This window comes from Cytophagales bacterium (assembly GCA_033344775.1).
In the GTDB taxonomy this organism is placed as follows: domain Bacteria; phylum Bacteroidota; class Bacteroidia; order Cytophagales; family Cyclobacteriaceae; genus JAWPMT01.
Map to the genome: position 1 here is coordinate 971,699 of JAWPMT010000004.1, position 13,438 is coordinate 985,136.

The following is a 13,438-nucleotide window of genomic DNA, read 5'->3' on the forward strand; positions in this document are numbered from 1 at the left end:
GATGAAGAAATTCCTTGTTTTTAGGGAGTTTACTACCTAAAACCTCAACTCCACGGAAAGGCTGGGTGTAAAACCCATCAGGCCATAGTCAACAGGTTGAAGTATGGTCGGGGATTGATTTCCAGGGCCCATGCCATCGGGACCATCTCCCGGGCCATCACCAGGACCCATGCCTCCGGGGCCCATGCCTCCAGGACCATCGCCGGGAGGAGAATCGATATTGGGATTTTCTATCGTCCTTAGCGTATTACCATATATGTTGTTCTGATCGTAGACATTAAAGATATTGGCATTGAACTGCAGTTCGGCATTCCCCAACTGATGGACATAGGAAGCGCCCAGGTCCAACCGATGATAAGTATTCAATCTTCGACCATTTCGTTCATCAGCTTCTAAAATTGCCACTCCTGGCCGATTCCCTCTGCGATTGTTATTTCGAGTCCCATTCAGTCGGTATACAGTAAAAGGTCGACCTGAACCGAGATACCAGGTCGCCTGTAAACGTAAAGGACCTAACTTATAGGAACCAAACAAATTCACTTCATGTCGCTGGTCATGATCGGCAGAGAACCACTCCCCTTCATCTATGTCATCAAACCGATAATCCACTTTGCTTAGGGTGTAGCCTAACCAGCCAGTAAAACGATTGGATTCATGTTTGATCAATGTTTCAATGCCCTGAGCACGGCCATCACCTTCGAAGAATTGCTCATCATAATTCTCATACTCAGTGATCCGATTGCCAAAACGAAAGGCATAATCCATGATCCCGGAAAACTGCTTGCGAAAAAAATTGAGCTCCGTACTCCAGGAGGATCGACTATAAGAAATCCCTGCGATTAAATGCTCAGCAATCTGCACGGGGATCTCTTCATCGGCAAGGGTCCATAAGTCCCTGCTTCCCTGTAATACATTCTGAGTGTTGACCTGATTGACAAACTGTGAGTAAATACCACCTGCGACCCCAAACCTCAAATGATCATTGAATTGATAGCTTAATGAGGCTCTGGGTTCCAGATAAACCTGGCCTCTACTGGACAGGTAATTGCTTCGGAGGCCAAAATTGATGTCCAATATCGAGGAAACAGGCAGATCAACATGAACGAATTGTGTCAATAGCAGCACATTCCCCTGGTTTTTCTCGGTTACTACCTCCCCATTGGTTGCACTGTTGATATTCGTACGGTAAAGTGAATTTTGGAGCCCGGCGACCAGCGTAACATTCGGACTGCTCCATTCATGCTCAACTTGAAGACTTACATCTTCAATACCATTATCCTGAATGGCATCCGATCTTTGGGTTTCCACTAATTCACCTCCATCTATGATATCCTGAGTCGATTTCTCACTGAACTCACTTCCGTATTTTGAATAAGAAATGAACATGTCCGTATAATTTGATTCGTTCCATAGCCGTGAAAACCGGACCGAACTACCAAAATTTCCCCACTTCACAAAACCGAGGTTATTCACATCGACCAAACTGTCCATGTTATGTTCAATCTGAAAACTGTTCTCGAAATTGAGGAGGTCATTGCTATTGTAAACACTCCAAGAAAGCAGGTTTTTAGCCCCAAGCTTGGTAGATACCTTAAAGTTCAGGTCACCAAAAGTGAATTCAGGTTGGTAAGAAATATCATTGATAATTGTCAAAACTTGTTCTGATCCCTGAACCTGCTGTTCATATTGTTCAAAAATTCGATTGAAATGCCAGACATTGAACAAATCCGAGTAAGAGCGCCTACCCGATAAGAACAAGGTGGTGTTTTCAGAAATGGGAGCTTCCAAACTGGTATTGATACTCAAAGGGTTAACGGAGAGTCTTCCACTGACTTGCGAATTATTTCCGTCTTTTCCTGTGAACTCCATGACACTGGAGGCACTTCCCCCGTACCGGGCATCAAACCCGGTTTTGAACAACCGCATGGATTTTACCGAATAAGGATTGATGGCGCTGAAATAACCAAAGAAGTGGTCCATGTGATAGACACGAAATCCATCAAATGTGATCACATTTTGATTGACATTACCCCCATTCACTTCCAACCCAGATTGCAATTCATTGGTAGCGGTCACTCCCGGAATCAGTTGCATCATCCGGAATACATCCTTTTCTGCCGTAGCCGGTATATTCTCTACCAGCCCCGGATCGAAAGCTACCCTGGACAGATCATCCATTACCTCAATTTGATTTTGCATGGCTGCTACGGTCACCTCATCCAGGTCTTCAACGGCAGCTTTCATGGCGATGAGTAATCGACTCCTGCGGTCCGATGACGTGATCGGGCGAATTATAGTTTTATATCCGAGATAAGTGATTTCTACTTTGGATGTATCGCTTAGTCCCTGCAACGAAAAGATCCCATCCTCATTGGAAGTGGTACCCCCTGGCTGCCCAACGACTTTGATCAGGGCAAAGGGTAATCTTTCGCCAGTAGCGTGATCATATACCTCCCCGATCAGATCAAAAGAAGTAGCTTCGGGTCTGCCTTTTTTGATGATCACCGCATTTGGTTCGATGTATTCATATGACAGCCCTGTTCCTTCCAGAATGATCTCAAATGCATCGAATACGGACTTTTCCTGAATATCAACAGTGATCTGTTTGTCGGACACCAAACGGTCACTGAAAGCGATCTTAAGTCCATACTTCTGTTTGAGTTTTTTGAATACGCGCTTTAGTTGTTGGTTTTCGAATCGCTCATTGATCACGGAGGGATTATTGGCCGCTGAAAAGAAGCTACCCAAGCACATGATCCATATGATTATTCCGATCCGCATTTTAAATTATCTCTTCCCTACTATCAATCTTTTATTCACTTAAATCCTTGTTATATAGGATTAAAAAATCGTTGAAAAGATACCCTTGTCGGGCACCCGGTATTTTTTCAACTCCCTTCGGAATTTAAGCCGAAAAAAACCGGAATGACCATTTTTCTCTATCCCGACATATGACTTTATTCAGAGGAACTAATTAATGAATAAATAAAACCAATGTCTTAATCCTCTTTCAAAAACAACGAAACCGTTTTGTCTTCTATTTTGTATCCAAGGTCCAAAGGCTCACAAGTCAACCTTAAGGCCATCTGCAGGTCATTCGTTGGGAAAAAGCCCGTATATCGGATCAACCCTAGTGAATCTGCATATTCCACAGAAAGATCATAAACTTTCTCCAGTTCGTCTATCACCACCCTCAAAGGCTGGTCTTCAAAATGGATCTCTCCCTGACTCCAATTGGGTGTTTGAGCATCAAACTTGAAGTCACGTATCTTCTTTCTATCCTGGAACATCGTAGCATCTCCAGGTGTCAACATACTTTCCTCCGCTCCAGATACCACCGAAACTCGTCCCGTATAGCATTTCACTTCGTATCGAGCCGCCCGGGTTTTGATATTGAAAGAAGTGCCCAAAACAGCCGTAGTGCCTGCCGCTGAAATCACACTGAACTTTGAGCCTTTCTCTACCTCAAAGAAGCCTTCACCTTCGAATTGAACCTCACGATTGAACATCCAGCCTATTTCATGGTAGGATATGGACGACTGATACTTCAAGTCAACCTTGGATCCATCTGGCAATTCCACGGAAGCGAACTCTCCTGCACCTGTAGTGACGGTCACTGAACCAAAAAAGTATAACGCAAAGCCTGTCACCAGAAAAACAGTGACACTCGCGGCAATCCTCAAGAAATTGGAAGATTGTTCAGCTACTTTTTTCTCTTCCGTGGGATTATCCATCCGGTTGAAAAAGCTCGCTACTTTATCATCAGTGAGTTCCCCCTGGTGTTGGTATTCACCAAGTTTCTCTTTGAACTTTTCATTCCACTTATCCACGACGCCCTCCTTTCTCTCTTTTGAGGATCATTTGCTGCAACCGCTTCTTCGCTTTGGCAAGATTGGACTTAGACGTTCCTTCCGTAATGCCCAATTGCTCCGCTATTTCGTGATGCTTGAATCCTTCCACTACGTAGAGCAGGAAGGTGGTTCGATACGCTGTTGAAAGTGATCTAACCAATTCCATCAACTCGTCTGCCGACAACTGATCCATGATGGATAAGTCATCACCAGATAGTTCTCTGGCAGAACTCAACTCCAGATTGAAGTAATGCTTCTTCTGCGAGCGATAATGATCAATTGCAGCATTGATCATGATCCGCCTCAACCAGGCACCAAATGGATATTCCGGATTGTAATTATTCAGGCTTTTGAAAGCCTTCATGAACCCGTCATTGACCATTTCCTCGGCCTCAAAAGTGCTGTTACTGTAGGGTGTGCAAATCGTCATGGCTGTCGAATAAAATTCCCTGTAAAGCTTCTCCTGAGCTGACCGATCGTGCTCCTGGCACCTGGCGATTATGTCTTCTAAGTCTTTTAGCAAGGTATGATTCTCCCGTTTTACTGGAAAGGATCGAAATTACCAATTTAGGTTCATCAATGGTCATAGGTTAGGCATTTTTTATGGCAGGAAAGGATCCGACCAACGTTCGTCGGTGTATACTTCCGTACCGGTGAGTGTTTGTACAAAGGCGATGATGGCGGTTATGTCCTGATTATCCAGGTTTCGGTTTCCTCCTCTTCTTCCTTCCAATCGGTCGTCGAGGTTATTATTTTCGGGTGTTGGCCCTACTGTACTGTAGTGGTTGAGCACTTCCTCAAAGGTCGCAAAGCCCCCATCGTGCATCATGGGACCATTAAGCGTACCACCAGGATTAAATATATCTCTTAATGTAGGCGAACGAGTCACTTCCGTATCAACGGCATCGGGATCTCCTGCCACAGTGATCACACCATTGTTCCGACTGTTATCATTGATGGAAAACTCGGGTGCATTGTGGCATCGTTCACAACCGGCTCTTCCCATGAACAGATCCTTACCCATGTTTTCCAGCACCGAAAAGTTGTCAAAATCATCATCCTCATCTCCAGCCTGGGCCAGGCCAACATCATACTTAGAATCAAATGACTGAATACTTCTCACGAATTGGGCCAGGGCCAATTGCATACGCTCTTCGGAGATCTCATTGGTTCCATAGGCATATTCGAACAAATTCACCAGGTAATCAATACCTTCCATCTTGGCAATCAGACCATTGATATCGTCATCGCCTTCGTTACCACTAAATCCCATCTCGATGTGATCTTGAATAGGCATGGTGGTTTGCGTCTCCAAAGAATTGGCACGCTCATCCCAGAAGAAACGCTCTTCTTCTGAAAACCGGGCGTTGACCAATCGCATGGAATGTCTGCCGGTGACACCATTCACTCCCTGACTCAATACGGCATCATCGCCGAATGCCAATGTTTGCTTGTGGCACGAAGCACAGGACGTGGAATTATCCGAAGACAAGTTCTTATCATAGAACAGGACCCTTCCCAGGGTGGCAATTTCATTTTCAATCTGATTGCCTCGGGTCGTATTGTCTTCGTTGATATAGTTCGGGATGGACTGATCCGCATAATTCAATGGGCTCTCCAGGCTCAGGCTTTCACCAAATACTTCGGTAATAGAGCGGGTATCCACCTGATTCACGGGATCATCATTCATGATATCATCCGAATCGTCATCAATATTTACTACTTCAGAATCGGGATTACAAGCCCATAAAAGCAGACTAGCAATACCTATCATCAGGAACTTCACTTTCGGTAAGGTTAGGGAGGTGATTGTGTTTGTTCCAAAAATGTTCATACAGCTTTTTCTTGTAGTTCGGCGGTATTACGAGCAGTGATTGAGAAATGGTTGCCACCGCAACAGATATTTTTTTCAATGCATGTATGTGGCTTTCAGAAACTTCAAATTTCCTATTGCGTTTGGATAGGTAGCCAACCATACACCTATGAAGAAGTCATTCCTCCTTTCCTTAGCAATCCTTTGGATTTGCTCACTTATTGCTTCAGAACTGAAAATTGAAAATGTACGAGCTGCTAATCGAGATGGTGTAGCAGGTACACCGATCAGTGTCATTTTCGATATCCAATGGAACAATGCCTGGAATAATGCTAAAAATCATGATGCGGTCTGGGTATTCATGAAATTCAACAGTCAGTGGAATAATCATGTAAAGTTGAAGCCTTCCGGTCACCGAGTACTGCAGGTGAGGAAAGGTGTGGAACCTACCATCGAGGTTTCTTCAGATAGTTTGGGCTTCTTTATCTACCCATCCAAATCCTATCGAGGCGATGTGAACTTTAAACTGCAAATCGAACTAGATACGACCACTCAAAAAATTCAGTGGAACAAAGTACGAGGCATGAAAGTACATGGCATCGAAATGGTCTACATTCCTGAAGGGTCATTTACTGTGGGAAGCCCTGATCAGGAAGCGATCAAACGAGCCAGTTTTTACAAAAGTGACCAAGAGGGAAACCCTGATGGCTTAGTCCAAATCAAGGGGGAAGATGAAATCAGGGTGGGGCCAGAAAAAGGTGCGCTTTATTACTGGAGTGAAAGTCCGCTTTATAATGGCGATCAAAAAGGTCCGATTCCATCCGCTTTTCCGAAAGGTTATGATGCATTTTACGTGATGAAGTACGAGCTGACACAAGGTCAATATGCCGCATTCCTGAATGACATTCCCGACAACTGGACGTATTCCAGATCTCCGACTGGTGGCCGTAATTATTATAAAAAAAGAGGCGGGATCTATTTTAAAGCAGGAAAGTACTTCGCCAAATCGCCAAACCGCCCGATGAATTATGTGAGTTTCACCGATGGTTTGGCTTTCACCGACTGGGCAGCATTGCGACCAATCACCGAATTGGAATATGAAAAAGCAGCCCGCGGGCCGGAGAAACCAAAGGATGCTGAGTTTGTTTGGGGAACCACCAACTACGATCAACTAGAACGCTACATCAACCCGGAATCGGAAGCCATTTTTGCGAATGGTGTCAAAGAAAGTGACTTAAATGATGCCAATCGACCGGTTTATGGCGCCTCTTATTATTGGGTCATGGACCTTAGTGGCAGCGTTTGGGAGAAAGTGATCACTGTAGGAAATCCCATCGGCAGAGCTTTCCGAGGAACCCACGGAGATGGTCAATTGGATTTTGGGAAAGCCACCAATGACGATTGGCCCACAAGCGACGATGAAGTAGGTGGATTTGGTTACCGTGGTGGTGGCTACTATGAGGTTGGCACTGCTTACACGGACTTAAATCCCCACTCGCCTATTGGTTATCGATTTTACGGGGCCTGGTCAGGTGGACCAAGATATATTTCCTATGGATATCGCGCAGGAAGATCAGCGAAATAGCAATCATGAACACAACAGACATAAAAGAGCAACTCATTCATCACCATCAGGTATTCACTACCTACATTGATGAATTAAGCGAAGCCGAATACCTGGCCACCCCGAATGATAAATGGAGTGCCGGCCAGCAAATAGAACATATTTATATAAGTGTGCACCCCGTCGCGAAGTTGGTCGCCAATAAAGGAGTGATGAAGGAAAAATTTGGCACACTGGATCGACCAAGTCGTAGTTATGACCGTTTAGTTGCGGATTATCTGGAGGTGCTTGATGGCGGAGCAAAAGCCGGACCAAGGTTCACCCCTGATGTGACTCCATTCTCCGCAAAAACCACGCTGATCACTGGAATCACCAACGACATGAAGTCCATCAATTCCGAACTAGATCAATATACAGAAGAAGAATTGGAACAATTGGTGATCCCGCACCCGGTCATGGGACCATTTACCTTAAGAGAAATGCTCATGTTCACCATTTATCATGTGCAACATCATGATCAAAAGATCAAGGAGAATTTAACGGCATGATCAATTGATCAACTCAATCCGTAAACCTACTCCCATGACTTTTTCGCCACTAACCCAACTGACTTTGGCGTAGATATGGGCTTCATTTTCAATGGCTGATTGTATGCGAGGAGCCACATCTTTGGATAAATAACCAATTTGTTTGCCGGTCTCTGTCAAAACTTTGATCGCATGTGAATCATGTGGATTGTCGGGCTCGTGTTCCAATCGGATCGGGTCGTCTTCTGCTACTTCATTTTTAATGACTTCCTGTCGAGAAGAGCCATCGGCATTTTCCTTAGACACGCCCACAGTCTTGGTATTGAGCACATATGCAGAAGGAAGACGAATTACTTTTCCCATAAGTTTGAAGATAATATGTCTAGTAATATTTTACAATTTCGCGTCCACATTTTGACGCCTTCCATGTGCCATACGAAATTTGGAATTATCGTGATCTTAAATCGTTTATATTCAGGAAATGCCTGATCTCAAAACCTCACTATCTCTCGCAGAAGCGAGAAAAGTAATTTTAGCCAACCAGGGTCTGAAACATCCTTCCACCACCGGTCAATCAGCTAAAAGGCTGGCCTTGGAAGCCATTGAAAAGGTAGGGTATGTTCAAATTGACACCATTTCGGTAGTGCAGCGGGCACATCACCATGTGTTCCAATCACGGGTTCCGCACTACCAACCAGCCGTATTGGAAAAACTGGAAAGTGACCGATCCATTTTTGAATACTGGAGCCATGCGGCAAGCTATCTACCCATGAGTGATTACCGGTATTCGCTGCCTTTGAAACTGGAGATTCAGGGAAAGGAAAAGTTTTGGTTCAAGAAAGACCATCAACTCATGCAAAATATCCTGGATCGCATGAAAATGGAAGGGCCGCTACGCTCACGTGATTTTGAAGCGGAGAAAAAAGATCGGGCCATGTGGGAAACACATCCCGCAAAACAAGCTTTGCAGAACCTTTTCATGGAAGGCAAGATCATGGTCAAGAGCCGGGAAGGATTTCAAAAAGTGTATGATCTTACCGAAAGGGTTATTCCCTCGTCCATCGACACTTCCACTCCTACTGAAGACGAATACATTCAGTACTTGATCAAAAGAGATATCAAGGCACATGGGTTAGTGGCACTGGATGACATAGGGTATCTTCTTAAAGGACTCAAACCAAAAATTAAAGGTCAAATTGAAGCATTAGAAGCAAAAGCGGAAATATTCAGCATTCAAATTGGGAAGTTGGATCGTCCTTTTTATACCTCGACTGAAAGCCTGGAAGTCCTGAATCAGCGATATGGGCAGCGACTAAAATTCCTAAATCCTTTTGATAACGCCCTTATCAATCGCGCGCGCACGACACGCCTTTTCAACTTTGACTTCATCATAGAGATTTATGTTCCTGCTGAAAAAAGGAAGTTTGGTTATTATGCTTTACCGGTTTTATGGAAAGACCGGTTAGTGGGTCAGGTAGATATGAAGGCGGATCGCAAAACGAAACAATTATTGATTCGTAATCTTGAACTGAACATTGACCTGAATGATGCTTTTTTAGCTGCATGGCAACAAGCGATCAGGGAATTCTCTGCTTTTCAAGGCACTCAGGAAGTTGTTTTTGAGGAAAAGGCTCAAGTAGGCTATCAGGCAGTGATGGAGGCTTCACGGGTTTGAATCAGATAGATCACATTCTTTTCTGATGCTATTGAGTTAAGCCTCTTATAATTATAACCGTCATTCCGAGCGAATGCCGGAATCTCATACTCATTTAGCATTTCTAATCTTGAGATTCCTGAACTACGTCAGGAATGACGCTTAACTAAATAGCATTTTAGCACAGCTCTACTCATAAGTGACATTCCAACTACAGTAAGTTTCCATTTCTAAAGTCTAAAAAATCGAAATACCTTGCGCCATCATCGCGGCCCAAAATGGTAATGTAAATACCAAAATCAATTCAACAATCACCACAGTTTTGATAGGTCCTGGAATCTGAATCATTTCTTCAGCATCAGGATTTTTCTTTGATTGCTTCTGCCTGGCAAAAAATACGGTGGGGTAAATTGACAGTAATCCCACAATCGTGAATATCCCCAATTTCAAATAGATCAGACCATTGTCATTGTAAAACGCTGCCGGCTTACCAATGTCACTTAACCACATGATCAAGCCTGCTGCCACCGTGATGATTGAGGCGAAACCATAAATGCCATCAATATTTCCCAGTTGCTTCAACTGAGCACGGGACATGGACATTCTCAGCAACCATGCTTCGGCAAAAAGGGAACCGACTACCAGGAATATGCCAATGAAATGTAGGTATTTGATCAAAATGTAGGTCATGAGATGGTTGGCTTACAGTGATTCACTTGATATGAAGATAGATATAAATGCTATAACAAATAAGTTTAATTTTGGTTGCTTTAACCCTAAGCGCATGGCCCAAGAATCAATCGACATACAAGGATTTGAACACGTTAGATACGAGAGAGAAACCTACCCCCTTGACGTAGTAGAGCAGCGAACGCACGACTTTCATCAATGGCTGGAGCAGCGAAGGACTGTTCGTGAAATTTCCGACAAGCCTGTCAGCAAGGAAGTAATTGACAACTTGATCATGGCAGCCTCAACTGCCCCATCCGGCGCACATAAACAACCCTGGACATTTTGTGCCATCTCCAATGCAGAGATGAAGCAAAAAATCAGAGAAGCCGCAGAGCAAGAGGAGTACGACAGTTACCACGGCCGAATGTCAGACCGATGGCTGAAAGATCTGCAACCGATCGGGACAGATTGGAACAAACCTTTTTTGGAGAAGGCTCCATGGATAGTGGTCCTGTTCAAACGAGTGTATGAAACCGGGGAAGAGGGAGAAAAACAAAACAACTACTATGTCAATGAGTCGGTAGGAATTGCAGCAGGCATGTTCATTGCGGCCATTCACCATGCTGGACTGGCGACATTAACGCATACGCCAAGCCCGATGAATTTTCTATCCTCATTACTGGGGCGGCCTGGCAATGAACGCCCATACATTTTATTCCCCGTCGGCTATCCTGAAGATGAAGTATTCGTACCAAAACTGGAAAGAAAAAGCCTGGATGAGGTAGCTGCCTATTATTCATAATATTGCCACTTTCATCAAAAAACTTAGTCGTATTTATCTTCAAGGGGCCCAAAAAGGGCCTTTTTTATTGAATTGGCAGGATCGTTAAGTCTTTTGGCAGATATGAAAATTCCACATGCCTGACCTTAGCTTCATGATTGTTCAACAATAATCTTTGAATTGATTTAAAATAATCCTTCTGTTCGTCAGAAGTATTTTTGTCTATAGCTGGTTGAGACCCTGGATCAGAAGGATTCAGGGTTTTCTTTTTGTCTAAACATTAGTAAATTGACCTCTTTCAACCGCCCAGGGATGATAAAAACACTGCTGCTCGGCTTGTTATTCTTTAGTTTTTTCGTGTGTATTGGCCAAAAGGGCAATTACTCGGCACTGGTAGGTAAAGAACTGAAACGTGTATCTGCCAAGTCTGGCATGATCACTTATGAATTGTCGGGGGATGTAGAAGGTACAGAAGTCTATTATTTCGATGAATGGGGCTGGCTGGAAAAGACCATCCGTAAATACACTTACAGCAAGTACGGCATCTCCAGCGATGAAAATCGTGTTGAATTGCGAAATGGTGATTTCTTCTATCGTGGCAATTTCAATACAGGCAAAGGTTCCATGACAGAAAAGAAACTGGAAAGCTCCATGCTTCGCTACAAATCCAGAGAAGAAGTTTCCAAAACCATGCTTGAATCCAGAAACGGAACCATCGTAGGAGAAGAAAATATACTCGGAAGGTTATGCACGGTTTGGGAGTTCCCCAGAGGGTTAATTCAACGGCTTTGGATCCACGATGGCTTCATCCTAAAGCGTGAACAACGTATTGCTACATTAAACGTAGTTTCTACTGCAACAAATATCGAATTTGATCAGGAGTTCAACAACGATCATTTCTATGTTCCGGAGATTAGCTGGCAGTGACCCTTCGACAAATGAATTTCTTTAATGGCTCCGGTGAGCCAATGAGTTATTAAATCAAAATGGAAGCTTCCAATTCTTTATTGAAACCAAGAACGATGGAGTAAAAAAGCATGCTGCATAAAGTTCCTTCCGCCAAGACACAACCTTCACCGACACTTCATCTCATTCAAGAAACCGCATCTATATATGCTCCATTCTCATAGACTCTGTAATTCATCGCTTTTCGTAGGACTGATGGTTTGAACATGGATTTGCCTTGCAGCATGCGACAGCATTCCTGGATGCCTTCGATGATGCTTGGGTGGGGATGGATCAGTTCGGCGAGGACTTTGATGCCTTTGCCCATGGAGATCAATAACGCTGCGGCTTGTATGGCACTGGAGGCATGTTCCCCGATGACACGCATGCCCAATATCTTCATTTCGTCATCATTGGTCACAAGTATCTTGATAAAGCCCTGCACATTCCGCATGGCTACTGCACGGGAAATGGTGCTATAATCGAGGCTTACGACTTTATAATCAAGCTTTTGTTGCTGGGCCTGCACCTCATTCATACCTACTCCTGCGATTTCTGGCGCAAGGAACATGATCGTGGAAATATTCTCGTAGATCAGCGGTTCAGGGTTACCATAGATCTTCTCTATGGCATGTCTACCCTCCAGTTCCCCGACATTAACCAATGAAATGTCCGCGGTGATGTCTCCTACCGCATAGATGTTATCAATACTCGTCTGGGTGTCTTTGTCCTTGATTCCTCGCTTATCTATGTCAATATGGAGGTTTTCACTGAACAGGTCGTCATAGTTGGGTACCCTACCTACGGAAACCAATGCTTTCTCTACCTTAAAAACTTCCTTGGTCCCGTCATTGTATTCCAGTGTATAAACGACCTCCCCCATTTCCACTTTCATTTCTACTAATTGGGAATTTCGATGGATCAGGACGTCTTTAGCTTCCAGATTTTGCTCTACAATTTGCACCACATCTTCGTCCTCAAAAGGGAGAATTCGGTCACCTTTGTCAATCAGATGAACCTTCGTATGTCCGAAATTGGAAAAGATCGTGGCAAACTCACATCCGATCACTCCTGCTCCAAGAATGACCATGCTCTTTGGGAAGTCCTTCAAATTTCCGAGTCCATCACTGGTGAAAATGTGCTCCTCATCAATTGGAATGTGAGGTAACTTCCTGGGTCGGCTTCCTGTGGCTAAAATGATATTATCGGCCTCAATCTCATGCGTTGCTTCGCTATTCACCACCTCCACACGATGGGTGTCCAGGATGTGGGCTGTTCCATGTAAAAATTGAAAGCAATCCCCCAGCGTCACGTTGATGTTATTCATGTGATGCGTCAGCATGCCCTGCCGATCGTCAACGGCCTTGGCCACCTCTCCAGCGACTTTCGCATAAGAAAAGTCCGGATGGTCAATCCCAAATGACTTTCCGTGTTGTCGAATGAAAAATGCTTCCCGGGAAAGTTCCCACCAGGTTTTACTCCATAAAGCTCCCTGATGAATACCTGCTCCTCCCAATTTATCTTTTTCTATAAGGAGTACTTTTTTGCCGTAATCAACGGCTCTCATGGCGGCGGCGTAACCGGACGGACCGGCTCCAATGACACAAACGTCGAATCTTTCCATGGCGGAT

At 44.2% G+C, this 13,438-nt stretch carries 12 protein-coding genes; 5 read left to right on the forward strand and 7 right to left on the reverse strand.

What is annotated here, in order from left to right; genetic code table 11:
* Positions 1-36: 36 nt before the first annotated feature.
* From R8G66_12820 to R8G66_12835, 4 genes are all read right to left on the reverse strand, one after another.
* Positions 37-2,781, reverse strand: a complete 2,745-nt coding sequence (locus R8G66_12820; protein MDW3193247.1) for a TonB-dependent receptor — start codon at positions 2,779-2,781, stop codon at positions 37-39.
* 218 nt (positions 2,782-2,999) lie between these two features.
* The gene (locus tag R8G66_12825; GenBank protein MDW3193248.1) at positions 3,000-3,830 is read right to left on the reverse strand and encodes a FecR domain-containing protein; all 831 of its coding nucleotides are present in this window, start codon (positions 3,828-3,830) and stop codon (positions 3,000-3,002) included.
* Positions 3,823-4,374: a sigma-70 family RNA polymerase sigma factor gene (locus tag R8G66_12830; GenBank protein ID MDW3193249.1), complete on the reverse strand. Its 552-nt coding sequence runs from the start codon at positions 4,372-4,374 to the stop codon at positions 3,823-3,825. Before R8G66_12830 ends, R8G66_12825 begins: the two co-directional genes overlap by 8 nt.
* A gap of 78 nt (positions 4,375-4,452) precedes the next feature.
* Positions 4,453-5,685: a cytochrome c peroxidase gene (locus tag R8G66_12835; GenBank protein ID MDW3193250.1), complete on the reverse strand. Its 1,233-nt coding sequence runs from the start codon at positions 5,683-5,685 to the stop codon at positions 4,453-4,455.
* A gap of 148 nt (positions 5,686-5,833) precedes the next feature.
* Here R8G66_12835 and R8G66_12840 point away from each other — a divergent pair, with 148 nt between their 5' ends.
* Positions 5,834-7,249, forward strand: coding sequence for an SUMF1/EgtB/PvdO family nonheme iron enzyme (locus R8G66_12840; protein MDW3193251.1), 1,416 nt, complete (start codon positions 5,834-5,836; stop codon positions 7,247-7,249).
* Between the two features lie 5 nt (positions 7,250-7,254).
* Positions 7,255-7,776: a DinB family protein gene (locus R8G66_12845; protein MDW3193252.1), complete on the forward strand. Its 522-nt coding sequence runs from the start codon at positions 7,255-7,257 to the stop codon at positions 7,774-7,776.
* Here R8G66_12845 and R8G66_12850 read toward each other — a convergent pair whose 3' ends face one another.
* The gene (locus R8G66_12850; GenBank protein ID MDW3193253.1) at positions 7,777-8,118 is read right to left on the reverse strand and encodes an HIRAN domain-containing protein; all 342 of its coding nucleotides are present in this window, start codon (positions 8,116-8,118) and stop codon (positions 7,777-7,779) included. It abuts the gene before it with no gap.
* A 118-nt stretch (positions 8,119-8,236) separates the two neighbouring features.
* Between R8G66_12850 and R8G66_12855 the strand changes: the two genes are divergently transcribed.
* Positions 8,237-9,430, forward strand: coding sequence for a crosslink repair DNA glycosylase YcaQ family protein (locus tag R8G66_12855; GenBank protein ID MDW3193254.1), 1,194 nt, complete (start codon positions 8,237-8,239; stop codon positions 9,428-9,430).
* Between the two features lie 216 nt (positions 9,431-9,646).
* On the opposite strand, the gene R8G66_12860 is transcribed toward R8G66_12855, so the two are convergent.
* Positions 9,647-10,099 carry a DUF2214 family protein gene (locus R8G66_12860; protein MDW3193255.1) on the reverse strand — a complete coding sequence of 151 codons (453 nt, stop codon included), beginning with the start codon at positions 10,097-10,099 and terminating at the stop codon, positions 9,647-9,649.
* Positions 10,100-10,193: 94 nt separating this feature from the next.
* Here R8G66_12860 and R8G66_12865 point away from each other — a divergent pair, with 94 nt between their 5' ends.
* Both R8G66_12865 and R8G66_12870 read left to right on the forward strand, forming a co-directional pair.
* A complete protein-coding gene (locus tag R8G66_12865) occupies positions 10,194-10,883 on the forward strand; it encodes a nitroreductase family protein (protein MDW3193256.1) in 690 nt (229 codons plus the stop codon).
* A 291-nt stretch (positions 10,884-11,174) separates the two neighbouring features.
* A complete protein-coding gene (locus tag R8G66_12870) occupies positions 11,175-11,789 on the forward strand; it encodes a hypothetical protein (protein ID MDW3193257.1) in 615 nt (204 codons plus the stop codon).
* Between the two features lie 166 nt (positions 11,790-11,955).
* Here the strand turns inward: R8G66_12870 and R8G66_12875 are convergent, their stop codons facing one another.
* The gene (locus R8G66_12875; protein MDW3193258.1) at positions 11,956-13,431 is read right to left on the reverse strand and encodes an NAD(P)/FAD-dependent oxidoreductase; all 1,476 of its coding nucleotides are present in this window, start codon (positions 13,429-13,431) and stop codon (positions 11,956-11,958) included.
* Positions 13,432-13,438 lie beyond the last annotated feature (7 nt).